The following is a 25,577-nucleotide window of genomic DNA, read 5'->3' as shown; positions in this document are numbered from 1 at the left end:
CGAAACTAAAGGAGATGCATGATGCCGTACGCAATAGAAATCACCCAAACTGGCGGGCCCGAAGTTCTGCGAAGCGTTGACCAAGCTGTCGCACAGCCCGGTGCCAGAGAAATCCTGATCCGTAATCATGCCGGGGCGGTGAATTTTATCGATACGATTATTCGCCGTGGCGAAATGCCAGAGGGCATGATGCCAGACCTGCCCCATGTACCCGGCGTTGAAGGTGCCGGAATCGTCGAAGCGACGGGCAAAGATGCCGTTGGTTTCGCCGTGGGTGATCGCGTCGCATGGATGGGCCCGATTGGTGCGGGCGGCTACGGTACGCATTCCGTAATAAGTGCACCTTATGTAACCAAAATTGCCGATACCATCGCCTTTGAAACCGCAGCAGCAATCCCTGTCAACGCAATGACGGCCTATCACATGCTGGTCAATCTGGGCGGTGCGGCGGCCGGAAGATCCGTACTGGTGCATGCGGCTGCAGGCGGAGTGGGCACGATGGCCCTCCACATCGCCAAGCATCTGGGTATGACTGTGATCGCTTCGGTCAGCACTGAAAAGGTCGGATACGCCCAGGCGCAAGGAGCAGATTTTGTCATCGACTATCGTACTCAGGACGTGGCCACGCTGGTGTCAGAGATCACAAGTGGGCGCGGTGTTGATCTGACGTTGAATCCGGTTTCCGGTGACTCCTTGAAATCAGACCTTGATGCGCTGGCTCCCCTTGGAACGGCTGTGCTCTTCGGATTCCTTGCCGGGCCGCCAGCTGGCGATTTTGCCGAGGATCTGGCGAAACACTTCCAGAAATCTGTCTCAGTGCGGGTCAGCGATATTTACACGTATTTTTCCAACCGACCAACTGCATTCGGCGCGGACATGACCAAGGTATTCAAGCTGTTGGAAACTGGCATTCTGCGTCCTCAGATCACCACATACCCAATCGCCAAGGCCACGGAAGCGCATCGCCGCCTAGAGGCGGGCGAAACCACCGGCAAGTTGGTGCTCAGCATCGATTGACTCATTTAACAAACACGACAAGCAAGGAACCAAAGCAATGAACTCGGTTTTCGAAACGGCCCTCATCGGCAAACACGTTGTTATCATTGGCGGCAGCAGCGGCATGGGTAAGGCCACCGCAAAGCTGGCGGTGGCGCTTGGTGCGAAAGTTACCATCGCCAGCCGGAGTCCCGCCAAGCTGGAAGCAGCAGCGGCAGACATCGGAGGCGAAGTTCAGATCGCACCGGTCGATACCACCAACGAAACTGGCATGAAGTCCTGGGCCAGCGGCCTTGAAAAAGTAGATCATCTGGTCATCTCTGCCTCAAGCGCAGCGCGTGGGGCCTTCGCCGAATTGCCAACCACTGACCTGCGCGCGATGTTCGAGGCTAAATTTATCGGGCCCTATGTGGCGGCGCGTGAAGTCTTGCCTGTCTTGACTGAAGGCGGCTCCATCACCCTCTTTTCTGGCGTCCTCAGCCGCCGACCCTCTGCCGGTGCAACGGGTCTTGGGGCCGTGAACGCGGCGGTCGAAGCCCTGTCCAAGGGGTTGGCACTAGAGCTATCAGGCCGTGCGCGCGTGAACTGCATCAGCCCTGGAATGGTTGCGACCGAGGCTTACGCGGCAATGTCGAATGAGGCTCGCGAGGCCATGTACGCTCAGGTTGGTAGCAGCCTGCCCATCGGACGCATTGGTGAGGCAGAGGACATCGCCCAAGCTGTGATAATGGCAATGACAAATGGCTATCTCACAGGCGCTGTGCTGGATGTGGATGGTGGTCACCTGGTGCGTGGCTGAATGGCCAATGCGGATTGGCCTGATCCAATCAGGGCTCTTCCGCGTGATACAGACCTAGCTGATGGCGACGCTTGTGAAAGGTCGCCACTCTTTCGACGATCTCGTCGCTGGCCACTGCAATGACGAAGGACAAAAGCGTTTCGAGCAATGCGATAGTACTTACTGATGACGGGAAGAATTGCGGCGTATCCGCCGAGATGACGAACCCGTGTTGTGCATTGCGCAGAACAGGGCTGGCTGGGCTGTCAGAAAGACCGACCACCGTCATGCCCTGCTCTCGGGCAACTTGCACCGCCTCGACCACTTCATTCCGATAAGGTTTGCAGGTCATCGCAATTAGCACATCGCGTTTGTCCGCCCATGCCAGATCGTCAATCGGATTTGATCCGGCGCGCGGGATAGCATGAAACTGCACCATGCCCGTCGAGGCCAGATAAACAAAGTTTCGCGCATTCGAATTGTTCACACCAACGCCCAGCACGAACACGTTACGCGAATTCCAGATATCTTCTGCGGCGGCTTTCAGCTGTTCGGACGAGATATTGGCAAACGTCTCCTCGACATTGCGCAGGGCGTCCTGAACCATATCCGCATAAAGCCCACCCATATTGCCGGACTTACGAATATCCTGCAGCCAACGCGCGCGTTCCGGGAAATCGGCCTGCCCGCGCCGGATCGCCTCGCGGAAGGGAACCCGGAAATCTTCGTAGCCTTCGAACCCCACCTGCCGCGCCATTCGGACAATGGTATTGGGTTTCACATTGGCGGCTTCAGCAATTTCGCGCACAGTCGATACGCCCACGTCGCGCGGGTTCTCAAGCACATAGGTCGCAGCCTTGCGTGCCTCGGGTGTCAACTGAGACAGTTCTTCCGCCAGCCGCTCCAAAACTAAATTTGATACATCTGTCCCATTCATGATTGACGATGGTATTTTTGTTTGCATACGGTGTCGAGACCAAATCGACTCAGGGGGCCGGACCGATGTCTTTCAGCTCACTCCCGCGCTTGATTGAGGTCACCGTAAATGCATCGACGGAGTTTGCCGCATGGCCCAATCCGAGACAATGAAGGCGATGGTCACCATGGGGCACGGTGATCTTGATCAGATGGTCTGGCACGAAAACTGGCCCTGTCCCACTCCCAAACCGGGCGAAGTTCTGATCAAGGTCGGTGCCTGTGGCCTGAACAATACCGACGTAAACACTAGGTCCGGCTGGTATTCTAAAACCGTCAGCGATGCGACCACCGGTGGCGCGTTTGAAGAGGTCGGCACTGATGACCCAACCTGGGGCGGAGCGCCACTGGCCTTTCCACGCATTCAAGGGGCGGATGTCTGTGGACAGATCGTTGGAGTTGGAGACGGCGTGGATCCAAACCGCTTGGGCGAGCGTGTGATAACCGATTGCTGGTTGCGCGATCCGACCGATCCGGTGAACAAGGACAAAACCGGCTACTTCGGATCAGAGCGAGATGGCGGCTTTGCCGAATACACAACGATCCCGGCCGTCAATGCGATAGCCATCCAATCAACACTTTCGGATGCTGAGCTGGCAACCTTTTCCTGTTCCTACTCAACCGCCGAAGGTATGCTGACCCGCGCCAAGGTCACCGCGGCTGACACTGTTCTTGTTCCGGGCGCATCTGGCGGCGTCGGTGGCGCTCTGGTTCAACTGGCCAAGCGCCGAAATGCGCGGGTCATTGCGATGGCGTCGGAGGCTAAGCACGACGACGTGGCCCTGTTGGGTCCAGATGTCATCCTGTCCCGCGCCCCCGATGATTTGCGCAAATCGTTGGGAGACGAAAAGATCACGGTCGTTGCCGACGTGGTGGGCGGGTCATACTGGCCGCAGCTTATCAGCATTCTTGAACGCGGCGGACGCTATACCTGCTCGGGCGCCATCGCGGGCCCTATGGTCGAGTTCGATTTGCGGACGTTCTACTTGCGCGATCTGACCTTTACAGGCTCGACCGTCATCGACCCCGAAGTAATGCAAAATCTTGTACATTATATCGAAGCGGGCGAAGTAAAACCGGCCCTGGCCGCAACCTACCCTCTAAGCCAATTGCATGAGGCACAAACCGCCTTCATCGCGAAGAAACACACCGGAAACATCGTGGTGATCCCATGACGTTGGATGATGTTTTAATGGCCGCCAGGCGATTGCATCAGAACCACCCGGATTTGGCGGGTTTTGGGGGTTGGCCAACAGATTTATCCAGAACGGACTTACAGCCCGCACAGATTCCGGCAACCCGGCTTGTCAGCAAATTTGGTCTGAGCGGTACGCCCGAAACACAGGCATTGGTTACGGCTATTGCAGCAACTGCTGAGCAAGCGCACTGGAAACTGACATATTCCGAATCCGAGGTCGGTGCGGATTTCTTGTCTCGATACGGGTATTACGAACTGTTCGGACCCAGCGGGCATTTCCATTCGACCCAACTACGCGGTTATGTCGCCTATTGGGGCGCAGGTCTGCAGTATGACTGGCACAGCCATCAGGCTGAAGAGCTATACCTGACGCTCGCTGGAGAAGCCTGTTTTAAGGTTGAAGGGAATGCACAGCTTGTCGGGCCGGGCCAGACCCGCCAGCATGAAAGTTGGCAAAGTCACGCCATGACTACAAGCGATCATTCAATCCTAACCTTTGTCTTGTGGCGGGGCGATGGAATGGATGATCTGCCTCGGATGGATGCCGCATGACATACTGCGTCGAGGTGAAACCAAAATGAAAATTACCGGGATTTCTGTCTTTCAAATCGACCTGCCATTGGAGCATCCATACTGGCTGTCAGGCGGGCGATTGAAGTTTGAGAAGCTGGATGCGACGCTGGTCAAGATTGAAACCGACAAAGGGCTTGTTGGTTGGGGCGAAGGCACGCCCTGGGGGCATACCTATGTACCCGCCCACGGCCCCGGCATACGGGCCGGGATCGAGACGATGGCACCGTTTGTTCTAGGCCTCGACCCGCGGCGAGTTCTGGATGTTGAACGCGCGATGGATCAGGCCCTACCCGGACATCTCTACTCCAAAAGCCCGATTGACATGGCGTGCTGGGACATAGCCGGTCAGGTTGCTGGTCTTCCGATTGCTGATCTGATGGGGGGAGGGTCGCGTACGCCCCGCCCAATCGCATCCTCCGTAGGAGCCAAGACAATCGAAGAAACCCGCGCCGTCATCGAACGATACCGGCAGCGCGGCTATATCGCCCATTCCGTCAAAATCGGCGGCGATGTGGCCCGTGATATCGCCCGAATCCGTGACATGGAAAGCCTGCGCAATCCCGAAGACATCATCCTCTATGACGTCAATCGCGGCTGGTCGCGGCAGCAGGCATTACGCGTGATGAGTGCGGTCGAAGACCTCAATGTCATGATCGAACAGCCTTGCGAAACACTGGATGACATTGCCGCGATCTCAGGCAAACATGCTTCGCCTGTTTCCGTTGATGAAAGCCTTGTGACCCTTCAGGACGCGACGCGCATAGCCCGCGATGGCATTGCCGAAATATTTGGCATCAAGCTCAACCGGGTCGGCGGGCTGACCAAAGCGGTCCGAATGCGCGATGTCGCGCTGGCGCATGGGATTGACATGTTTGTAATGGCAACCGGTGGTTCTGTGCTGGCGGATACCGAAGCGCTGCATCTGGCGGCGACAATTCCGGATGCGAATTGCCATGCTGTCTGGGCCTGTCAGGACATGATCACCGTCGATATCGCCGGTGGGCGTGGGCCGAGAAACGTGGACGGCCACCTGCATCTTCCCGAAACACCCGGCCTTGGCGTTCACCCAGATGAAGATGCGGTGGGTGATCCTGTGGCGATCTACCGGTAACGATACACGCCTCTTGTGCAAGTTTGATGACGGTCATCTGCCGAGGTTGACCTTGCCGCTTCGCCATGGGAACGATGCGCGATGGCTTAGTCGAACAGGATAGCGCGATGAAGATCGAACCCTTTGGCGTCGAAATCTGGATGGATGAATGGGAAACCCGCTGCGCCTATAACCTTGCAGAGACTTGCGTCGAGAGCCTGAGTATTGCCGAGCTTTTGAAGCTTTCGGGCAAGAACTCGGATGATCTGTCTGAATTGCTTGGGATGAAGATGACCTATGGCGCGATCCGGGGCTCGGACCGGCTGCGCGATGCGATTTGTAACCTGTATGACCAGCAAAAGCGTGAGAATGTCATCGTCACCCATGGCACGATCGGTGCCAACATGCTGGTCCACAAAACGCTGGTCGAGCGCGGCGACAAGGTGGTGGCCGTCGTGCCCACCTATCAGCAACACTATTCCATCCCGGCCAGCATCGGCGCGGAGGTGACGCAGATCCATCTACGGGCCGAGAACGCTTATTTGCCCGATCTTGAGGAGCTGCGCGCCGCCGTAACTCCGGGCACCAAACTGATTGCCATCAACAACCCCAACAACCCAACCGGTGCGGTGATGGATCGCGCGTTCCTGCTTGAGATCGTCGAAATCGCACGCTCCGCTGGAGCATGGTTGCTGTGTGATGAAGTCTATCGCGGTACCGGGCAAGAAGGTTCGGGCATGACGGATGCGGTTGCAGATCTTTATGAGAAAGGCATTTCAACCGCGGGCATGTCCAAGGCGTTTTCGCTGGCAGGGCTGCGACTGGGTTGGATTGCGGCCAACCCAGAACTGATCGAGGCGGTTTCGATCCATCGGGACTATGACACGATCTCGGTCGGCATGATCGACGACCATTTCGCGGCGCTTGCGCTGGAAAACCACGACAAGGTTCTGGCGCGCAGCCAGGCCATTAGGCGCGGCAACCTCGCCATGCTGGAAGAATGGGTCGAAAGCGAGCCCAAAATCAGTTGGGTCAAACCCAAGGCCGGAACAACCGCGTTGTTGCACTACAACTTCGACATGCCCTCGCGCGAGTTCTGCGTGAAACTGCTGCAGGAAACCGGCGTGATGTTCACACCGGGCTCTGCCTTGGGTCTCGAAGGCTGTGTTCGGATCGGTTACGCCAATACCCCGTCGATCATTCGCGAAGGGCTGGAAAAAGTTTCCACCTTCCTTGCGAAGCTCGACTAGCGCCTCATCGACTGGCCGTTGTGGAACAGATGCACCTTTTCGGGTGCCGCCGTGACCGAGACGGTTTTTCCTCGCAGATTGCGCTGAACACCAGGTAGTTTTGCAATCACGGCCTCCCGTCCATCCGGGACTGCAAAGTAAAGCAGCGTGACCTCACCCAAAGCTTCGGTGAAATCCACCAAGCCGGAATAAATTGGTGTTCCATCAGTGATATTTAAGTCCTCAGGCCGGACACCGATATTGACCTTTTTGCCTTCGTCAGCGGCATCCGTCGGGATTGATGAGATTGCCACGCCGCCATCATCCAGCGTGACGGTTGTTGTCTCTCCTGTCGCGGTAATGGTCCCGGGCAGCAGGTTCATTGCTGGTGAGCCGATGAACTGCGCAACAAACTCGTTATCTGGCGTCTCGTAGAGTTCCAGCGGCGTGCCGACCTGCGCAATTCCCTTATTGGCCAAAACCACAATACGGCTGGCGAGTGTCATCGCCTCGACCTGATCGTGGGTAACGTAAATCATCGTGCTGTCGGGCATCGCCTCTTTCAGGCGTGCGATCTCGATCCGCGTCGCCACGCGCAGGGCAGCGTCGAGGTTCGAAAGCGGCTCGTCGAACAAATATACTTTGGGGTCGCGCACGATGGCGCGACCGATGGCAACGCGCTGGCGTTGTCCACCAGACAATGCCTTGGGCAGGCGATCCAGCAGGGGTTCGAGCTGTAGAATCTGGGCCGCGCGCTCCACGGCGGCATCAACCTCAGCGCTCGGCATCTTGGCGATCTTGAGCGCGAAGGCCATGTTTTCGCGCACCGTCATATGCGGGTAAAGCGCATAGGACTGAAACACCATCGCGATGCCGCGTTGCGCAGGTGGCACATCGTTCACCACCTGCCCTTCGATCTCAAGCGTACCGCCAGTGATCTTTTCAAGGCCCGCGATCATCCTCAGCAAAGTGGATTTTCCGCAACCTGACGGGCCGACAAAGACAATCAGTTCGCCTTGCTCGATCTCGAGATCGATATGTTTCAGAACATCGACAGGACCATAGGATTTGGCCACATCCGTAAGCTTGAGTTCCGACATGGTTTACCTCTTTTCCCGAGCCAATAGACAGAATTGAGCGGCATCCAGCGTCACGTTGCTTTCCCCGCGAACGCCGCCCAACTCCTCCCCGATCACTTGCCAGTCACCTTCTGGCAGGGTCACGTCAACCGGACAGTCACCCAGATTGAAGGCGCAGAAGACCTGCTCGGCTTCATCCTCTCGGGTGAAGGTCAATACCGAACCGATTTGTGACATCCCTGTCTGCGCGCCGGACATCAGCGCTGAGTGCGCATGACGCAATGCAATCGCATGGCGGTAGTGGTGCAGCATCGACGCTGGATCTTTCTCCAACCGATCCACCGCCCGCTCGGCCTGCGCAGCGCTGACTGGCAACCAGGGACGGCTCGTGCTGAACCCGGATTGTTCGTCCTGTGCGGTCCAGACCATCGGAGTACGGCAGCCATCGCGACCTTTGAATTCAGGCCAGAATTCAATGCCATAGGGGTCTTGCAAATCTTCGAACGCAACATCTGCCTCGGGCAGGCCCAGTTCCTCACCCTGATAAAGACAGGCTGAGCCACGCAGGCACATCATGAGAACGGCGTGCTGCCGGACAGCTGCATCGTCCAAACCCCAACGCGAAGCATGGCGTTGCACGTCGTGGTTTGAGAAGGCCCAGCATGGCCATGCATCACCTGCCTTGTCCTCAAGCTGGTCAAAAACCTGCTTTGCGTAAGCTGCCGTCAAAGCCCGCTTTTCGAGGAACTCGAAAGCATAACACATGTGCATCCGTTTATCGCCGCTGGTGTATTCGCCCATAATCTCAAGCCCGCGCTGCGCGTCGCCGACCTCACCCAGACAGGCGCGGCCCTCGTATTCGTCAGTCAGGGAGCGCAGCATTTCCAGGAAGGCGATATTCTCGGGCTGACTTTTGGAATAGAGGTGATCCTGATGGTTATACGGGTTCACCATCGGCGCAATTGATGAGTTCCTCTGATCCATCGGCAGGCCGGGATTGTCACGCAGCTGGGCGTCGTGGAAATAGAAATTGATGGTGTCCAGACGGAACCCGTCGACCCCCATATCCAGCCAGAAGCGCGCCACATCCAGCAGCGCATCCTGAACTTCCTTGCAGTGGAAGTTCAAATCCGGCTGCGAGGTCAGGAAGTTGTGCAGATAATACTGCAACCGCCGCGCATCCCACTGCCACGCCGAGCCGCCAAAGATCGAAAGCCAGTTATTCGGAGGTGTCCCGTCGGGTTTGGGATCAGCCCAGACATACCAATCGGATTTCGGGTTCTCGCGGCTGGCGCGGCTTTCGTTGAACCATGGATGCTGATCTGAGGTGTGGGATAGCACCAGATCGATCATCACCTTCAACCCATGCGCATGGGCTTGATCCAGCAGCTCTTTGAAATCTCCCATGGTGCCGAACATTGGATCGACATCGCGATAGTCGCTGACATCATAACCGAAATCCTTCATCGGAGATTTGAAGAACGGCGAAATCCAGATTGCATCAACCCCCAGCGAGGCGATGTAGCCTAACCGCTGGGTGATACCCTTTAAGTCTCCGATCCCGTCACCGTTGCTGTCCTGAAAGCTGCGCGGATAGATCTGATAGATCACCCCGCCCCGCCACCAATCTGACGCCGACTTGGTTTTTTCGAATGCTGTCGCGTTGGTCTGCACGTTCATCACACGCCCTTATTTTACGGAACCGGCCAGCAAGCCGCGAACCAGATATTTCTGCATTGCAAAGAAGACTGCCAACGGCACCGCGATTGAGACAAACGCCGCCGTGGCCAAGATTTCCCAGTTACCGCCCCGCGTACCCAGCAGCTCGACGATACGGTTGGTCATTACCGTTGTCTGGCCGCTGGCATCGATCAGGAAGACTTTGGCAACCAGCAGATCGTTCCATGTCCAGAGGAACTGGAAGATCGCAAAGGATGCCAGTGCCGGAAAGCTAAGCGGCAGGATCAACTTGGTAAAAATCTGAAACTCGGTTGCGCCATCTACCCGGGCGTTCTCAATCAGGTCACGAGGCAGCCCGGCCATGTAGTTACGCAATAGGTAGATCGCCAATGGCATCCCGAACCCGGTATGGGCCATCCAGACCCCCAGGTATCCTTTGCCGATCCCGATATTGAGATGCAGTTTCAGCAACGGGATCAGCGCCAGCTGCAATGGCACCACCAATAGGCCAACCACCGCAGCGATCAGCAGGGCACGCCCCGGGAAATCCATCCATGCCAGCGCGTAAGCCGCAAATGCTGCGACAAGAATCGGGATAATCGTCGCCGGGATCGTCACCGTCAGGGTATTGAAGAACGCCTTGCCCATACTGTCGGAACTGCTTTCGTTGAACAGAACATGGGCATAGTTTTCCAAGGTGAATTCAGGCGGCAGAGTAGTCGTCACAAACACGCGAGGGCCGCGCTTGCCCGAAAACTCTTCTGCGTTTTCCATCCGATAGTCACCGTTGGCCTGAACCGTGATCGTCCCGCCACGACGAAGCTCAGCCGTTTCGCCCGGAGCAAAGGCATCAATCGCACGGGAATTCACACCCCATCGCGAAATGTCCGAGGCCCGATCACCATCGAAGATATTGCCTTCGATCACATAGAGACCATCCTGCAAAACTTGCGTTTCAGGTGCCGCCGCGCGCAGAGTCAGGTTTTGTTCCGACGGGAAGAGCGCCCGCCACCAGCCGCTGCTGGAAATCTGGTCCGCTGTTCTGAATGACGAGATCAACAAACCGAGTGTTGGGAAAACCCAAAGCACCACAAGCAGCACGACCGAGGCGTGAACGACCCATCTTAGGGCTGGGCGGGTTCCTGCAATATCGCTCATAACCCCGTCCTCCTACTGCATTTCTTTGCGCGCATTGCGCACGTTCCAGATCAGGATCGGCGTCACCAGCAACATGATCACCATGGCCGATGCCGATCCCACGCCCCAGTCATTGGCGCGGAACATCTTGTCGTACATGTAATTGGCCAGAACCTGCGTCTCCCACTGGCCGTTGGTCATCGCAAATACGATGTCAAAGACCTTGAGGACCACGATGGTGATGGTGGTCCAGACCACCATGATCGTGGTTTTGATCTGCGGCACTTTGATCTTGAAGAAAATCTGGAACGGATTGGCCCCGTCCAGAATGGCGGCCTCGATGGTTTCTTCCGGGATGCCGCGCAGCGCGGCGGACAGAATGACCATGGCAAAGCCGGTTTGTATCCAGACCAGCACGATCATCAGGAAGAAATTGTTCCAGAAAGGCAGGGTCAGCCAGGTGTGTGTTTCGGTTCCACCAAAGAAGATGTAGATCGCGTTCAGGACGCCGATCTGATCCTGATCGGCCGGACGCGCATCATAGACCAATTTCCAGATTACCGAGGCGCCAACGAAAGAAATCGCCATCGGCATGAAGATCAGCGACTTGGCGACGTTACCCCAGCGGATGCGATCCGTTAGCTGCGCCACGAGCAGGCCAAATGCGGTGGACATGGCAGGTACAACAATCAGCCAAAGCATGTTGTTGCGCATCGCCTCCCAGAATTTCGGCTCGGCTACCATCTGGGTATAGTTGTCAAAACCCGCCCATTCATATCCACCACCGGCGACCCGATCAGTCAGCGACAGGCGCAGCGTCTCAAACACCGGATAGGCAAGATAGACCCCAAGGGCGAGGATCGCGGGAAGCAGAAACAGCCAGGGCCGGATCATATTCGCGCGGTTGATATTGCGACCCGCGTTCGGTCCACGCGCAGGGAACAGGACTTTATCCAGAAATTGGTTGGACAGGTAGAAATAGCCCACGCATCCCGACACACCGATTACGATTGTTAGCAGGCCCTGAATTGCCGGATTCATGGCGTCCTCTCCCTTGCTAGGGTTTCGGGCAACCTGATTGAAAGGTTGCCCGAAGGTTCAGCGGATTACTTGATTGCGTCCCAAGATGACTGGATTTCGCCGGTGACTTCTTCGGCGGATTTCCCGCCAGTATAGTCAACCATGCCGGTCCAGAACGTACCCGCACCCACGGCGCCCGGCATTAGGTCCGAGCCGTCGAAGCGGAAGGTGGTCGCGCCCAGTAGAATGTCACCCAGACCGCGCAGAGTATCATCCTTATAGGCTTCGGTGTTCACGCCCTTATGCGGGGTCAGGAATCCGGTTTGTGCCATCATGACTTCATGTGCAATCGGCTGCTTGAGGAACTCCATGAACGCGCTGGTCGCATCCGATGGATTGCTTACCGCCATCAGAGTACCGCCACCCAGAACCGGGTTACCCAAGTCCTTGTCTGCGAAAGACGGCATGTAAAAGAAATCTGCATCCAGGCCGAACTCGACATCTTCGGGGAAGAAAGCCGGAACGAAGGATGCCTGACGGTGCATGTAGCACTGCGGCGGCGATGAGAACATGCCTTTGGGGCTGTCGCGGAAGTCAGTCGAGGCGACAGCATCTGACCCACCCGAGACCTTGGCGTCATCACGCGCGAACCAGCCAAACTCTTCGATTGCGGCGATAACGCGCGGATCGTCAAACGGGATCTCGTTTGTCACCCACTGGTCGTAAACCTCGGGCGGCTGAGTCCGCAGCATCATGTCTTCAACCCAGTCGGTCGCCGGCCAACCGGTGGCGGCACCCGATCCCAGGCCAATGCACCACGGGGTTTCGCCATCGGCGACGATCTGCTCGGTCAGGGCCTTCAGTTCTTCCATGCTCGTCGGCACTTCGTATCCGGCATCCTCGAAGTTTTCCGGGTTATACCAGACCAGAGACTTGACGTTCACATTGTAGAAGAAGCCATACATCTGGTCATTGCCGTCAGCGTCTTTGTAAGTGCCAAGATCAACCCAGGAATCGCCAGCCGCATAATTGCCACCAACCCAGGCCGCCATATCTTCACCCAGCGGCGTCAGCTGCCCTTTGGATGCCATGATCGCCGCCAGTCCTGGCTGCGGGAAGACCGCGATATTGGGGGCTGATCCTGCCTCGGCATCGATAACGATCTGCTGCTCGAAACTGTCGGAACCGGTATAGATCACATCTGCGCCAGTCGCCTCTTCGAAATAGGCAATCATGTTGTTGAAGTAACCGTCTTCCGGGGTCAGCCACGGACCAAAAATCGTGACCGTCTGACCGCTCAGATCCGGGGCGCTTTCGGCCCAGGCATTATAGCTGTCCCAGTTGAACGGCCCCTCGCCCGGCGCGAAGACCAAATCTTGTGCTTGTACCGACCCGGCCAGCAGAGCGATCGCCGCCGCACCCGAATAAAGTGCGTGTCTCATGAGTTCTCCTCCCAATATTTTCGGCGCAAACGAGATTCGTTTTCAAAGCGCTTTGGATGCGATACTTTATCCGCTAACATTCAGACCCTGTCAATATCTCGCCTACTGACACCTAAAAAATTGCTATTCTTAGGCATTCTCTCGAAACATGTTGACTGAGCCAGGTTTTCACAACAAAACAAATGGGCATCAATTTGAAGGCGCTTTGAGTAAAATGAACCTAAAGCAACTCTCTGAGATCCTCGGCCTTTCACAAACAACCGTCAGCCGCGCGCTGAACGGTTACCCGGAGGTCAGCGAAGGGACGCGCATCCGGGTTCAGGCTGCTGCGAACAAGCATGGTTACCGCCCCAACAGCCGCGCAAAGGGGCTGGCGACAGGGCGGTCTATGGTCATCGGCCATGTGATTCCCACCTCGTCCCGGCACGAAATGGTCAATCCGATTTTCGGAGATTTTGTGGCAGGCGCAGCCAAAACCTATGCGGCGAACAATTATGACATGATGTTCACGCACGCGCCGGACACATCAATTGAAGAATCCTATCGCAGCCTGTTCAATCGGGGCGTCGTAGACGGCGTGGTCCTGCAAGGCCCCAAGGTACGAGAGCCGCGCATCTCGGTATTATCGCGCCTCGGCGTGCCCTTCATTGTTCATGGCCGGTCGACCTACGCCAAAGAGCCCTATGATTGGATCGATGTGAACAACCAGCGTTCATTCGAACGCGCTACTCGGTTTTTGATCGATCTGGGCCATCGGCGCATCGCCTTGATCAACGGGCTCGAGGAAATGGATTTCGCGCGTCGGCGGAGGAACGGCTATCTGGCGGCGCTCAAAGAAACCGGGATCTCGCCTGATCCAAACCTGCTGCGCAGCGCTGAGATGACCGAGATTTATGGGCATCAGACAGCCTGCGACATGCTGAAGCTCGACGACCCGCCAACAGCAATTTTGGCCTCTTCGATTATCTCTGCGGTTGGAGTCCGGCGCGCACTGGAAGAAAGCGGCCTGAAAATGGGGCGCGATATCTCGGTGATCGCTCATGATGACGAGTTGTCCTACATGCGCAATGGTATGGATGTTCCAATTTTCACCGCAACGCGCTCGTCGGTCAGACACGCGGGCGAGGTGGCTGCCGAAATGCTGATCGAGCGGATCAACGCTCCGGATGACCCACCCAAAACCCGCTTGCTGGAGGCTGAACTTGTCGTCGGCAGCTCGACGGGGCCAGCCCCACAAAGGATGTGAGATGAAGTACAAACGCGCAGATTTCCCGCCAGATTTTCAGTTTGGCGTGGCGACGTCGGCCTATCAGATCGAGGGACACGCCAATGGGGGCGCAGGCAAGACCCATTGGGACAGTTTCGCCGCAACTCCAGGTAACGTCACCAATGCGGAAAACGGAGATTTGGCCTGCGATCACTATAACCGGTTCGAACAGGATCTGGATCTGATCCGGGGCGCAGGCTTCGACTGTTACCGTTTTTCAACCAGTTGGGCGCGCGTGCTGCCCGAAGGACGCGGACCGATCAATCAGCAAGGCTTGGATTTCTATGATCGCCTGACCGATGCGCTGCTTGAACGCAGCATCAAACCTTGCGCAACGCTGTATCACTGGGAACTCCCGTCACCGCTCGCCGATCTGGGCGGTTGGCGAAACCGGGATATCGCGAATTGGTTTGCAGACTTCACCGAGATCATCATGGGCCGCATCGGCGATCGGATGTTCAGCGTCGCACCTGTCAACGAGCCTTGGTGTGTAAGCTGGCTGAGCCATTTCGAAGGCCAACATGCCCCCGGCTTGCGCGACATCCGGGCGACCGCGCGCGCGATGCACCACGTGCTGCTGGCCCATGGTCGCGCAATCGAAGCCATGCGTGGATTGGGCATGTCGAACCTTGGCGCAGTGTTCAACCTTGAATGGGCGGAACCTGCTGACGACAGCGATGAGGCACAGACTGCGGCGGCGCTTTACGACGGGATTTACAACCGCTTTTTCCTGGGCGGCGCATTTAAGAAATCCTACCCTCAGAATGTTCTGGAAGGATTGGAGCCGCATCTGCCGGACAAGTGGCAGGATGATTTCGACACAATCGCGTCGCCGGTCGATTGGTGTGGGCTCAATTACTATACGCGCAAGTTGATAACGCGCGCAGATACGCCTTGGCCTTCCTTGACCGACGTCCCTGGCCCCTTGCTAAAAACGCAAATGGGGTGGGAAATTGATCCGGCAGCCCTGTCCCGTTTCCTGATCCGGACCGCGCAAGAGTATACTGGGGACCTGCCTATCTACGTGACCGAAAATGGCATGGCGAGCGCAGAACGTCAAAACGACGCTGACAGAATTGACTACTTGAACCAGCATCTTGCCGAAGTGTGTAATGCCCTGGACCACGGCGTTCCGATCAAGGGATATTTCATCTGGTCCCTTCTCGACAATTACGAGTGGGCGCTGGGATATGAAAAACGGTTCGGGCTGGTCGATGTAGATTTTGAGACGCTGGAAAGAAGGCCAAAGGATTCCTACCGCGCGTTGCAGGCCGCATTGGTCCGGGATCAGTCTGGTTGACCGTCAAGCTTTGCTACTGCGGGCACACGCCGGTTCAGTTTGGCACCTTCAAATGTGGCGTTTGGCGTTCCACCGTAAGGTTCTGTGTGGCCGAGGATGACGTCAGCTCAACAAACAAGCGCTCGGCGCGCGCAAACCGTTCGAAATAGGTGAACTGAATTGAATTCACTAACGACGGCTCCTGACACTGCACCAGATAATCGGCCTGAAATTCGGTGTGATGCACGGCATTATCGCTGACTTGCCCCTCATCCTGAACGAAGACATCACCAACAAGCGCGACATTGGCCGTTGTAGTCACACACCCCGCTTCAGGCGGCACCTCAAAGATCTCAAGCGGTTTAGAAAGGTCCGAGATTGCGACGGCAACATCCGCCCTCTCATCTTCGTTCTCGGCAGTGTGTTCGAACCCAACAATATCTACGCCTGGCACTTCAAGCGTCAGGCTAAATCCGGTTTCAACGAATGAAATTGCCATATGACCCGCGCCATGAGTATGCGCTTCGATGGCGGTCTCTGCCTGCGCCATCAGCGCGGCTGGTATTAGCGCAAGAACAACGGCCGCGCGTTTCATTCTATTCACCATTAACCAAACAAACCGTAGGGCATTTTAATACAATTGCGCCTCAGCGCAATGTTCGCCGGGTGCATCGGGCTCCCCAGATATGGTTAGTCAGAAATAGGAATAATACCCGACAATAAAACTCAGATTGACATTGCCGACTATTTCACTAAGAAATTGCCCCGTCCAGCCCCGCTGTGCCTGCCGGGGTCCGAATCCCGCTAAGAAAGAAAAGTGTTCCACATGACCAGATTGTTCAACGCGGCCAGTGCCCTGACCTTGTGTATCGCAAGTACAGCTGTCGCCGAGGCCCCGTCCAAAGCCGATGTTCTGACCACATATTCCAACATCGCCGAAGCCAAATATGACGACAGTCTGATTGCAGCAAAGAATCTGCAAGCTGCCGTCAACGCCCTGATTGCTAGCCCATCCGATGCCACTCTGAACACCGCACGTGCCGCATGGGTCGCCGCGCGCGTGCCGTATCAGCAGACCGAGGTTTATCGCTTTGGAAACGCCATCGTCGACGATTGGGAAGGCAAGGTGAACGCATGGCCTCTGGACGAGGGCATGATAGACTATGTGGATTCCTCCTACGGCGGCCCCAGCGATGAGAACGAGTTTGCCGCGCTGAACGTCATCGCCAACCCCAGCTTTGATCTGTCTGGCGAGACCATCGACGCCAGCGAAATTACCCCTGCCCTGCTGTCGGATACGCTGCATGAGGCTGACGGGATCGAGGCGAACGTCGCCACCGGCTATCACGCCATCGAATTCCTGCTGTGGGGTCAGGACCTGAACGGCCACGGCACGGGCGCAGGAAGTCGTCCTTATACCGATTATCTAGTTGGTGACGGCTGTACAGGTGGCAACTGCGATCGCCGCGCCCAGTATCTGAAAGCGGCAACCGATCTGCTGATTAGTGATCTGGAATGGATGACTGCCCAGTGGGCCGAAGATGGTGACGCACGTGCCGCTCTTGCCGCAAATGAAACTGCTGGCGTTAGTGCGATCCTAACCGGCATGGGTTCGCTGTCCTACGGCGAGCAGGCGGGTGAGCGTATGCGCCTCGGCCTGATGTTGAACGACCCCGAGGAAGAGCAGGACTGCTTCTCGGACAACACCCACAACAGCCATTACTATGACGGCCTGGGCATCCAGAATGTGTATTTGGGCAGCTATACCCGCATCGATGGCACGCCTGTTTCGGGTGCATCCCTATCGGATCTGGTGACCGCAGCTGATCCGACGCTTGATACAGAGATGAAAGCCAAGCTGGCCAACACCATGCTGGCGCTAGGCCGTATCAAATCAACCGCCGAAGCGGGTTTTGCGTATGACCAGATGCTGGAACGCGGCAATGAAGGTGGCGAAGCGCTGATTATGGGTGGCGTCAATGGACTGGTCGATCAGACCAAGACCATCGAACGCATCGTGACCGTGCTGGAGCTTGACCAGATCGATTTCGAAGGCTCGGACAGCTTGGATAACCCTGACGCGGTATTCCAATAGGTATCATGGCCGGGCGCATTTTTAGTGCTCTCGGCCTTTCTCAACATCGAGTGTGGCGTCTTGGCACTGGACGCGCCCTCAATAACCTACTATTTCACTAGGAAATAGCATACCCCGACTGAGTCGCCATGATCGTTTGCCAATGCACCAACATCTCTGACCACGACATCCGAGCGGCGATCGATTGGATGCGCACGGCAGACCCACAGACCATCATCACTCCCGGCAAGATCTATCATGCCCTTGGCAAGTCAGCGGATTGCGGCGGATGTATGCCGCTTTTCCTAGACACAATGCGCGCAGACGATAATCTTAAAGTCCCCATGCAGCTTCGGTCGTTACGATCCGAAGTATCACAGGAGAAAGCACATGAAGGGCGATCCCAAGGTCATAGAATACCTCAACAAATCACTGCGGCATGAACTGACGGCGGTCAGCCAGTACTGGCTACATTACCGCCTGCAAGAGGATTGGGGGCTTGGCCATATGGCCAAGAAAAGCCGTGAGGAATCCATCGAGGAAATGGGCCATGCAGACAAGCTGATCGAGCGGATCATCTTTCTGGAGGGCCACCCCAACCTGCAGAAACTTGACCCACTCCGCATCGGGCAGACCCCGAAAGAAACACTGGAATGCGATCTAGCCGCCGAACAAGACGCGCGGGCGCTTTATGTCGAAGCGCGGGAATACTGCCGCGAGGCCGGCGACTATGTGTCCATGGGCCTGTTCGAAGAATTAATCAGCGACGAAGAAGGACATATCGACTTCCTCGAAACGCAGCTCGACCTTTATGAAAGGATTGGCGAAGCCAATTATGCGCAACTTAACGCATCCAAGATGGACGAAGGCGAGTAAGCTTGCCCTTGCATCGGTGGCCGCACTCACGGCCACCTCTTCCCAAGCCACCGAGCTGCGGGACTCTCATCTAAATTTCCTTCCAAGAACTGCCGAAGAACGCGCCCGGATCGACGCTGTCACAGCTACGCCGGATGACTTCAGTGTGCCGCAGCGGTTCGAAGAACTGTCCGCTGGTGCTGCGACCGTGCGGGCGCGCACTGATGCGGACGCGTTTTCTCAGCCCTCCGCCAATTTAAGCTTCGAACAGGAGCTGGACTTCAAAGTCGGCAACGGGTTGTTCAAAAAGATCTGGGTCTCGTCTCCGTCGTCCACTCTGGCTTCGGACGGTTTGGGTCCGCTATACAACGCCCGCTCGTGTCAGCGCTGTCACATCAAGGACGGGCGCGGTCATACGCCTAACGGCCCGGATGACAATGCCGTCTCGATGTTCCTGAGAGTTTCGGTTCCCGGCAAGCCAGAGGGCGCGCCTGCCGAGATCGAAGACTATATCGCCACCCTGCCTGATCCGAGTTATGGCACTCAAATGCAGGATTTCGCTCTGGCAGGCCATCCCGCAGAATATCGGCTGGACATCACGTATGAGGAAGTCCCCGTCGCGCTGTCCGACGGCGAAACGGCCTCGCTCCGCCGCCCCAGCTATAAGGCCGCCGATTTAGGCTATGGCCCGCTGCACCCGGACGCGATGCTTAGCCCTCGAGTTGCGCCGCAGATGATCGGACTGGGGTTGCTGGAATCAATTCCGGTTGAGGACTTGCTGGCCAAAGCCGATCCTGATGACGAAGATGGCGATGGTATCTCGGGCCGTCCGAACATCGTATGGTCGACGGAATTCGGCGAACCAATGATGGGCCGCTTTGGTCACAAGGCCGGGATGCCCACGGTGATGGAGCAATCGGCGGCGGCCTTCGCAGGTGATATCGGCATATCAAGTCCGCTTTACCCCGCGCCGTACGGCGATTGCACCGAATTGCAGGCCAACTGCATTGATGCACCGCACGGAGACAATGATGCGCGGGGATTCGAGATTGACGCAATTGGCATGGACCTCGTCGCCTTATACAGCCGCAATCTCGGTGTTCCGGCGCGCCGAGACACCGATGACCCTGAAGTGCTGCGCGGGAAAGAAGTGTTTCTTGCCTCGGGCTGCGCATCCTGCCACACGCCTGCTTATGTCACCCACAGGATGCCCGATAGGCCCGAACAGAGCTTCCAACTTATCTGGCCCTATACCGACCTGCTGTTGCACGACATGGGCGAGGGTCTGGCCGATCACCGCCCCGAGGCCCGCGCAACGGGCCGCGAATGGCGCACGCCGCCTTTGTGGGGCATCGGCCTGACCCAGCGCGTCTCGGGCCACACCCAACTCCTGCACGATGGTCGCGCGCGATCCCTGCTTGAAGCCATCCTTTGGCATGGTGGCGAGGCGCAGGCCGCCCGTGACACGGTTGTTTCAATGCCAAAAGCCGACCGCGACGCCCTGATCCGCTTTCTTGGGAGCCTCTGACCCATGCGTAGCCTTACTTTCGCCGCCGCCCTGCTGGTGCCCTTGGGCGCCTTTGCACAGGATCGTGCTCCGATTTTGATGGATGTGACCGAAACGCATATTCTGCCACGCTTTGCAGAGCTAGCTGATGCAACCGGAGCTTTGTCGACCACAGCCCAAACAGATTGCGAACCGGAGTCAGACGACCTGCGCGCTGATTACGCCACGGCATTCGATAGCTGGATTTCGGCCAGCCATTTACGTTTTGGGCCGTCCGAGGCTGACGATCGCGCTTTTGCACTGGCTTTCTGGCCAGATACCAAAGGATTCACACCCAAAACCCTGTCCCGACACATCGCCAGTGAAGACACTGCCGTCGACGACCCCGATGCCTTTGCCGAAACCTCAATCGCCGGGCGCGGCTTTTTTGCATTGGAACGAATGCTCTTTGATCCAGCGATGACAGAACAAGGAAGCGCCGACTATCGTTGCGCGCTTATCCGCGCCATCACCACTGATATCAACCGAAATGCCGTCGCGATCAACGCGGACTGGCAAAGCTACGCACCACGACTGACGCAGCCGGGGGACAACAGCCCCTATCGCTCGGGCGATGAGGCGATGCAGGAGCTGTTCAAGGCGCTTACAACGGGGCTAGAGTTCACAGCCGACACACGCATTGGACGCCCTTTAGGAACGTTCGAGCGTCCGCGCCCGAACCGTGCTGAAGCGCGGCGGTCCAAGCGGTCGTTGCATCATGTCACGCTGTCTCTGATCGCCCTGCGTGACTTGGCCGCCCGTCTGTCCTTTGACCACCCCGAGATTGCTGCAGATCTGGATGCCGGTTTCGCGCGGGCCATCGACCGGGCTCAATCACTGGACGACCCCGCCCTCGCCGGTGTTGCGACACCGCAAGGTCGCGTCCGCATCGAAGCGCTGCAGCAATCGATCAACGACATTCGCGAGATCGCCGCGACCGAGCTTGGCCCGACGCTCGGCATCAGCGCCGGATTCAACTCACTGGATGGGGATTGACCATTGACGAACCGCCGCGAATTTCTTGCAGGCCTTGGTGCCGCCAGTCTTGCTTCGGTGCCGGGCTGGGCGTCCGTCGGCGCGCCCCGCTATCTGGCCGCTGCCTTATTCCCAGATGGTAGCTACCGCCTTTCCGGCCTGGATAACTCGGGTGCAATTTTGTTCGCTATACCGCTACCCGCGCGCGGGCACGCCGCCGCGGCCCATCCGTTCAAAGCCCAAGCGGTCGCCTTTGCCCGCCGCCCCGGGACCTTTGCAATTGTAATTGATTGTACAGATGGTTCTGTCCTAAAGCGGCTGGAGGCACCCAATGGCCGCCACTTCTACGGGCATGGTGCATTCTCGGCTGATGGAACACAGTTTTTCACAACCGAAAACGACTATGAGGCCGCAGAAGGTGTGGTTGGCGTCTGGGACGCGATCAGCTTCGCACGGCTGGGAGAGTTCTCGTCAGGTGGGATAGGCCCCCACGACATGCGCTTGCTGCCCGGTGGCGACATACTGGTCGTCGCCAATGGTGGCATCGAGACACACCCCGACAGCGGTCGGACCAAGCTAAATCTGCCAACGATGCAGCCCAACCTGAGCTATCTCGACATTTCGGGTTCGATTTTGGAGCAAGTGGAGCTACCCCGCGCGCTGCACAAAAACTCGATCCGCCATCTTGCGGTGCGTGACGATGGTCTAGTGGGTTTTGCAATGCAATGGCAAGGCAGCCAGACCAAGTGCCCTGCCCTTCTGGGGCTTCACCAAAGGGGCGAAAAGCCTCGCCTTTTGTCAGCGCCCGAAACGCAGCAAAGAGAGTTGCAAGGGTATGCTGGCAGCATTGCCTTTTCCACCGATGGCCAATCGGTTGCGATCACCTGTCCGCGAGGCGATGCATTGCACCGTTTCGACGTAAATAGCGGAGCATTCATCGAAGCTTTAGTGTTCGAAGATGTTTGCGGTTTAGGCGCCGGCAAGGCTGGGTTGGCGTTTACCACCGGAACCGGTGCATTTGGCACTCTGACGACCACCGGCGCCGAAATCACCGCGCGGTCGGATTGCCAGTGGGACAACCACCTGATCCCGATCCGTACATACGGCTAGAATTCGGCGGCGAACCCTCTCACAGTTTACACTTGGACGAATCAAACCGCTGCCGTATTGGCAGGCGCTAAACCAGCACACCCAAGTTAAGGACTGATCTGATTGAAACAGACGCCCGACGCACCGCATTCCATCTACGGGGTTGAGAAATGGGGCCATGGCCTCATTGAGGTGACAGAAAGGGGCGAGATAGCTCTGCGCAATCCGATGGCCCCCGAGGCCGAGGCAATCAGCCTGCCGGGCATCCTCAGCGATCTGGACGACCGGGGGATCAAAGCCCCGATGGTCTTGCGTGTTGCGTCTTATCTAGAGCATGAAATCGCGCACCTGAACGAGAGCTTTGCCGAGGCAATCGCGCGCGTAAACTATAAGGGCCACTATCGCGGTGTTTTTCCGATCAAGGTGAACCAACAGGCGCAGGTGGTCGACCGGATCGTCGAGTTCGGCAAGAAATACAATTATGGCCTTGAAGCAGGATCAAAACCTGAACTGGTGGTGGCCCTGGCCCATCGCCTGGCCCCCCAAGCGCTGATCGTCTGCAATGGCGTCAAGGATGCTGAATTCATCCAATTGGCGATCCTGTCTCGCAAGATCGGGTTCAACACCGTCATCGTTCTGGAAAGCCCAAAAGAGGCCAATACCGTCATCGAGGTCTATAACCAACTGGGGATCGAGCCCCTAATAGGCGTTCGGGTCAAATTGACCAATCAGATCAGCGGCAAATGGGAAGAAAGTTCGGGCGACCGTTCCGCCTTTGGAATGAACACCGACCAGCTTGTTGCCACCGTGGACAAGCTCAAAGCGGCGGGTTTGCTGCACTGCCTCAAGCTGCAACATTCGCATCTGGGTTCACAGGTGCAAGACGTTAACGATGTGCGCCGCGCTGTTGGCGAGGCATGCCGGTATTACACCGAACTCTCGCGTGAAGGTGTACCACTCAGCTATCTGGATCTCGGCGGCGGCATGGGGGTGGATTACACGGGCGAAAAAAAGGCCGCGGAAAACTCGATCAACTACACGGTCGAGGAATATTGCGCCAACGTAGTCGAAACCGTGGCTTACGCCATGGACGAGGCTGAAATCGACCACCCCACACTGATCACCGAAAGCGGCCGTGCGGTGGTTGCGACGTCGTCCATGCTGGTCTTCAACGTGTTGGAAAGCACACTCTACGACGCCCCGGACGGACCAATGGCCGAGCCCGATGACCACCACATGGTTTCGGACCTCGCCGCAGTACACGGCTATCTCAGCAAGGATCGGCTGCAGGAATGCTGGAACGACGCAACTTTCTATCGCAATGAATTGCGCGCGCTTTTCAGGCGCGGGTATGTCGACCTGCGCCAGATGGCCCGAGCCGAGCGCATCTACCTGTCCCTTATGGCCCGTCTCAAGGCCTTGGCGGCAAGTGATGATCTGGACACGGAAGTGGATGACCAGCTTGAGAAGGTCGCAGACATCTACCATTGCAACTTCTCGCTGTTCCAATCCCTCCCCGATGTCTGGGCCATCGACCAATTACACCCGATCGTGCCGCTGCAAAGCTTGAATGAAACACCAGACCGCCGCGCGGTCCTGTCCGACATTACCTGCGACAGCGACGGTAAGATTGACCGGTTCATTTTGGCCCACGGCGTGTCCCCCAGCCTGCCGGTGCATTCGCTGCCCGAAGAAGGCGAGTATTTCATGGGCGTCTTCTTCGTTGGCGCCTATCAGGAAACACTTGGCGACCTACACAATCTGTTCGGCGACACCAATGTTGTCACCATCGACCTGCGCACCGACGGTGGCTTCGACTTGCTGCATGAACAAGAGGGCGACACAATTTCTCAAGTCTTGTCTTATGTGGAATTCGACCCGCAAGACTGTGTCGCCGCGTTCCGCAAAATGGTGGACGAGGCGATTTCGACCGGTACTCTGCAAGCCAAGGACCGAAAAACCCTGATGAGCGCCTATCGCGACTCGATCAACGGCTACACCTATTACGAATAACCCCTTGAGAGGAGACTATCCCATGGGCAAAACACTGGTTGTCGGCGCGGGCGGCGTGTCCCACGCAACCGTGCACAAAATGGCGATGAATTCGGACATCTTTACCGAGATCACGCTGGCCAGCCGCACGAAATCGAAATGCGACGCCATCGCAGCGGCCGTTAAGGACCGCGTCGGTGTGGACATCGCGACTGCCGAGTTGGACGCCTACAAGGTTGAAGATACAGTCAAACTGATCAAAGAAACGGGTGCAGAAATCCTCGTAAACCTGGCCCTGCCGTATCAGGATCTGGTTCTGATGGACGCGTGTCTTGAGGCCGGCATCCACTATCTCGACACCGCGAACTATGAGCCCGAGGACGAGGCCAAGTTCGAATACCACTGGCAATGGGCCTATCAAGAGCGGTTCAAAGAGGCTGGTTTGACTGCCATCCTCGGCTCGGGCTTCGATCCGGGTGTTACATCCGTCTTCGCCAAATGGCTGAAGAAGCACAAGTTGGATACGATCCGTCAGATCGATGTGCTGGACGCGAATGGCGGCAGCAACGATCAAGAATTCGCCACCAACTTCAACCCGGAAATCAACCTGCGCGAAGTGCTGGCCGAGGTGCGCCATTGGGAAAACGGCGCATGGCAGCACAGCCCGGCGATGACCCACAAGGTCGAGTTCGACTTCCCCGCCATCGGCCCCAAGAACATGTACCTGATGTATCACGAGGAACTGGAGTCGCTCAGCACCCATTTCCCCGAGATTGAGCGCGCCCGCTTCTGGATGACCTTCGGTGACGCCTACATCACCCACGCCAAGGTGCTGGAAAACGTCGGTATGACTCGCATTGACCCGGTGATGCATGACGGCAAGGAAATCATCCCGATTCAGTTCCTGAAAACCCTGCTGCCCGATCCCGGCGATCTGGGCGCGGAGACCAAGGGCAAAGCCTGCATCGGTGACATCGCCACAGGTCAGGCCAAGGACGGCTCGGGCGAAAAGACCTATTATATCTACAACATCTGCGATCACGAGGAATGCTACCGTGAGGTCGGCAGCCAAGCCGTCAGCTACACCACCGGCGTCCCCGCCATGATCGGTGCGGCGCAGGTGCTAAAGGGCAACTGGACCCAGCCGGGCGTGTGGAACATGGAACAGCTCGACCCGGACGACTTCATGGACATGCTGAACACCCACGGCCTGCCGTGGCAGGTCCACGAACTCGACGGCCCCGTCGATTTCTGATCCGCATCAGCTTCATCTGGCTATAAATATCTCGGGGGGTCCGGAGGG

The 25,577-nt window shown here is 57.2% G+C and carries 23 protein-coding genes; 16 read left to right on the top strand and 7 right to left on the bottom strand.

The window, feature by feature from the left end:
- Window positions 1-21: 21 nt before the first annotated feature.
- Window positions 22-1,017, top strand: a complete 996-nt coding sequence (locus ACR0BI_RS12065; protein WP_170420453.1) for a zinc-binding dehydrogenase — start codon at window positions 22-24, stop codon at window positions 1,015-1,017.
- Between the two features lie 37 nt (window positions 1,018-1,054).
- Entirely contained in the window at window positions 1,055-1,795 is a 741-nt protein-coding gene (locus ACR0BI_RS12060; RefSeq protein ID WP_480562479.1) for an SDR family oxidoreductase, read from the top strand.
- A gap of 28 nt (window positions 1,796-1,823) precedes the next feature.
- Here ACR0BI_RS12060 and ACR0BI_RS12055 read toward each other — a convergent pair whose 3' ends face one another.
- Window positions 1,824-2,711, bottom strand: coding sequence for a MurR/RpiR family transcriptional regulator (locus ACR0BI_RS12055; protein WP_170392553.1), 888 nt, complete (start codon window positions 2,709-2,711; stop codon window positions 1,824-1,826).
- A gap of 130 nt (window positions 2,712-2,841) precedes the next feature.
- Between ACR0BI_RS12055 and ACR0BI_RS12050 the strand changes: the two genes are divergently transcribed.
- From ACR0BI_RS12050 to ACR0BI_RS12035, 4 genes are all read left to right on the top strand, one after another.
- Window positions 2,842-3,924, top strand: a complete 1,083-nt coding sequence (locus tag ACR0BI_RS12050; protein ID WP_480562480.1) for an alcohol dehydrogenase family protein — start codon at window positions 2,842-2,844, stop codon at window positions 3,922-3,924.
- A complete protein-coding gene (locus tag ACR0BI_RS12045) occupies window positions 3,921-4,499 on the top strand; it encodes a dimethylsulfonioproprionate lyase family protein (protein WP_170802069.1) in 579 nt (192 codons plus the stop codon). Before ACR0BI_RS12050 ends, ACR0BI_RS12045 begins: the two co-directional genes overlap by 4 nt.
- Before the next feature lie 25 nt (window positions 4,500-4,524).
- Window positions 4,525-5,631 carry a mandelate racemase/muconate lactonizing enzyme family protein gene (locus tag ACR0BI_RS12040; RefSeq protein WP_480562481.1) on the top strand — a complete coding sequence of 369 codons (1,107 nt, stop codon included), beginning with the start codon at window positions 4,525-4,527 and terminating at the stop codon, window positions 5,629-5,631.
- Window positions 5,632-5,738: 107 nt separating this feature from the next.
- Window positions 5,739-6,860 carry an aminotransferase gene (locus ACR0BI_RS12035; protein ID WP_480562482.1) on the top strand — a complete coding sequence of 374 codons (1,122 nt, stop codon included), beginning with the start codon at window positions 5,739-5,741 and terminating at the stop codon, window positions 6,858-6,860.
- Here ACR0BI_RS12035 and ACR0BI_RS12030 read toward each other — a convergent pair.
- The 5 genes from ACR0BI_RS12030 to ACR0BI_RS12010 all read right to left on the bottom strand — a co-directional run bounded on the left by ACR0BI_RS12030 (window position 6,857) and on the right by ACR0BI_RS12010 (window position 13,197).
- The gene (locus ACR0BI_RS12030; protein WP_170636789.1) at window positions 6,857-7,939 is read right to left on the bottom strand and encodes a sn-glycerol-3-phosphate ABC transporter ATP-binding protein UgpC; all 1,083 of its coding nucleotides are present in this window, start codon (window positions 7,937-7,939) and stop codon (window positions 6,857-6,859) included. The two genes, ACR0BI_RS12035 and ACR0BI_RS12030, sit on opposite strands and share 4 nt — an antisense overlap.
- Window positions 7,940-7,942: 3 nt before the next feature.
- Entirely contained in the window at window positions 7,943-9,598 is a 1,656-nt protein-coding gene (locus tag ACR0BI_RS12025) for an alpha-glucosidase (protein WP_480562483.1), read from the bottom strand.
- 9 nt (window positions 9,599-9,607) lie between these two features.
- Entirely contained in the window at window positions 9,608-10,756 is a 1,149-nt protein-coding gene (locus ACR0BI_RS12020) for a carbohydrate ABC transporter permease (RefSeq protein WP_170392558.1), read from the bottom strand.
- A 12-nt stretch (window positions 10,757-10,768) separates the two neighbouring features.
- Complete coding sequence (locus ACR0BI_RS12015) at window positions 10,769-11,776, bottom strand: carbohydrate ABC transporter permease (RefSeq protein WP_170402173.1); 1,008 nt, start codon at window positions 11,774-11,776, stop codon at window positions 10,769-10,771.
- A 65-nt stretch (window positions 11,777-11,841) separates the two neighbouring features.
- Complete coding sequence (locus ACR0BI_RS12010) at window positions 11,842-13,197, bottom strand: ABC transporter substrate-binding protein (RefSeq protein ID WP_170733081.1); 1,356 nt, start codon at window positions 13,195-13,197, stop codon at window positions 11,842-11,844.
- Between the two features lie 214 nt (window positions 13,198-13,411).
- Here ACR0BI_RS12010 and ACR0BI_RS12005 point away from each other — a divergent pair, with 214 nt between their 5' ends.
- On the top strand, window positions 13,412-14,443 hold the full coding sequence (locus ACR0BI_RS12005) for a substrate-binding domain-containing protein (RefSeq protein WP_170392561.1): 1,032 nt from the start codon (window positions 13,412-13,414) through the stop codon (window positions 14,441-14,443).
- Between the two features lies 1 nt (window position 14,444).
- On the top strand, window positions 14,445-15,764 hold the full coding sequence (locus ACR0BI_RS12000; RefSeq protein WP_480562484.1) for a GH1 family beta-glucosidase: 1,320 nt from the start codon (window positions 14,445-14,447) through the stop codon (window positions 15,762-15,764).
- Between the two features lie 34 nt (window positions 15,765-15,798).
- On the opposite strand, the gene ACR0BI_RS11995 is transcribed toward ACR0BI_RS12000, so the two are convergent.
- Window positions 15,799-16,338: a ZrgA family zinc uptake protein gene (locus ACR0BI_RS11995; RefSeq protein ID WP_170392563.1), complete on the bottom strand. Its 540-nt coding sequence runs from the start codon at window positions 16,336-16,338 to the stop codon at window positions 15,799-15,801.
- Between the two features lie 231 nt (window positions 16,339-16,569).
- Between ACR0BI_RS11995 and ACR0BI_RS11990 the strand changes: the two genes are divergently transcribed.
- From ACR0BI_RS11990 to ACR0BI_RS11955, 8 genes are all read left to right on the top strand, one after another.
- Window positions 16,570-17,838, top strand: coding sequence for an imelysin family protein (locus ACR0BI_RS11990; protein WP_170392564.1), 1,269 nt, complete (start codon window positions 16,570-16,572; stop codon window positions 17,836-17,838).
- A 128-nt stretch (window positions 17,839-17,966) separates the two neighbouring features.
- Window positions 17,967-18,260 (top strand): (2Fe-2S)-binding protein, encoded by a 294-nt coding sequence (locus tag ACR0BI_RS11985; RefSeq protein WP_170625132.1) that lies wholly within the window; start codon window positions 17,967-17,969, stop codon window positions 18,258-18,260.
- Window positions 18,208-18,693 carry a bacterioferritin gene (bfr, locus tag ACR0BI_RS11980; protein ID WP_170392566.1) on the top strand — a complete coding sequence of 162 codons (486 nt, stop codon included), beginning with the start codon at window positions 18,208-18,210 and terminating at the stop codon, window positions 18,691-18,693. Before ACR0BI_RS11985 ends, bfr begins: the two co-directional genes overlap by 53 nt.
- Window positions 18,694-18,709: 16 nt before the next feature.
- Window positions 18,710-20,200 carry a di-heme oxidoreductase family protein gene (locus tag ACR0BI_RS11975; protein WP_480878719.1) on the top strand — a complete coding sequence of 497 codons (1,491 nt, stop codon included), beginning with the start codon at window positions 18,710-18,712 and terminating at the stop codon, window positions 20,198-20,200.
- Window positions 20,201-20,203: 3 nt separating this feature from the next.
- Complete coding sequence (locus ACR0BI_RS11970) at window positions 20,204-21,214, top strand: imelysin family protein (protein ID WP_170392568.1); 1,011 nt, start codon at window positions 20,204-20,206, stop codon at window positions 21,212-21,214.
- 3 nt (window positions 21,215-21,217) lie between these two features.
- Window positions 21,218-22,303, top strand: a complete 1,086-nt coding sequence (locus ACR0BI_RS11965) for a DUF1513 domain-containing protein (RefSeq protein ID WP_480562486.1) — start codon at window positions 21,218-21,220, stop codon at window positions 22,301-22,303.
- 102 nt (window positions 22,304-22,405) lie between these two features.
- On the top strand, window positions 22,406-24,295 hold the full coding sequence (gene speA / locus ACR0BI_RS11960; RefSeq protein ID WP_480562487.1) for a biosynthetic arginine decarboxylase: 1,890 nt from the start codon (window positions 22,406-22,408) through the stop codon (window positions 24,293-24,295).
- Window positions 24,296-24,317: 22 nt separating this feature from the next.
- Window positions 24,318-25,529, top strand: a complete 1,212-nt coding sequence (locus tag ACR0BI_RS11955) for a saccharopine dehydrogenase family protein (RefSeq protein ID WP_480562488.1) — start codon at window positions 24,318-24,320, stop codon at window positions 25,527-25,529.
- Window positions 25,530-25,577 lie beyond the last annotated feature (48 nt).

It is taken from the genome of Ruegeria sp. E5 (genome assembly GCF_056534105.1).
Note: the sequence above shows the minus strand (reverse complement) of the source record. Positions and strands in the feature narration are given on the sequence as shown.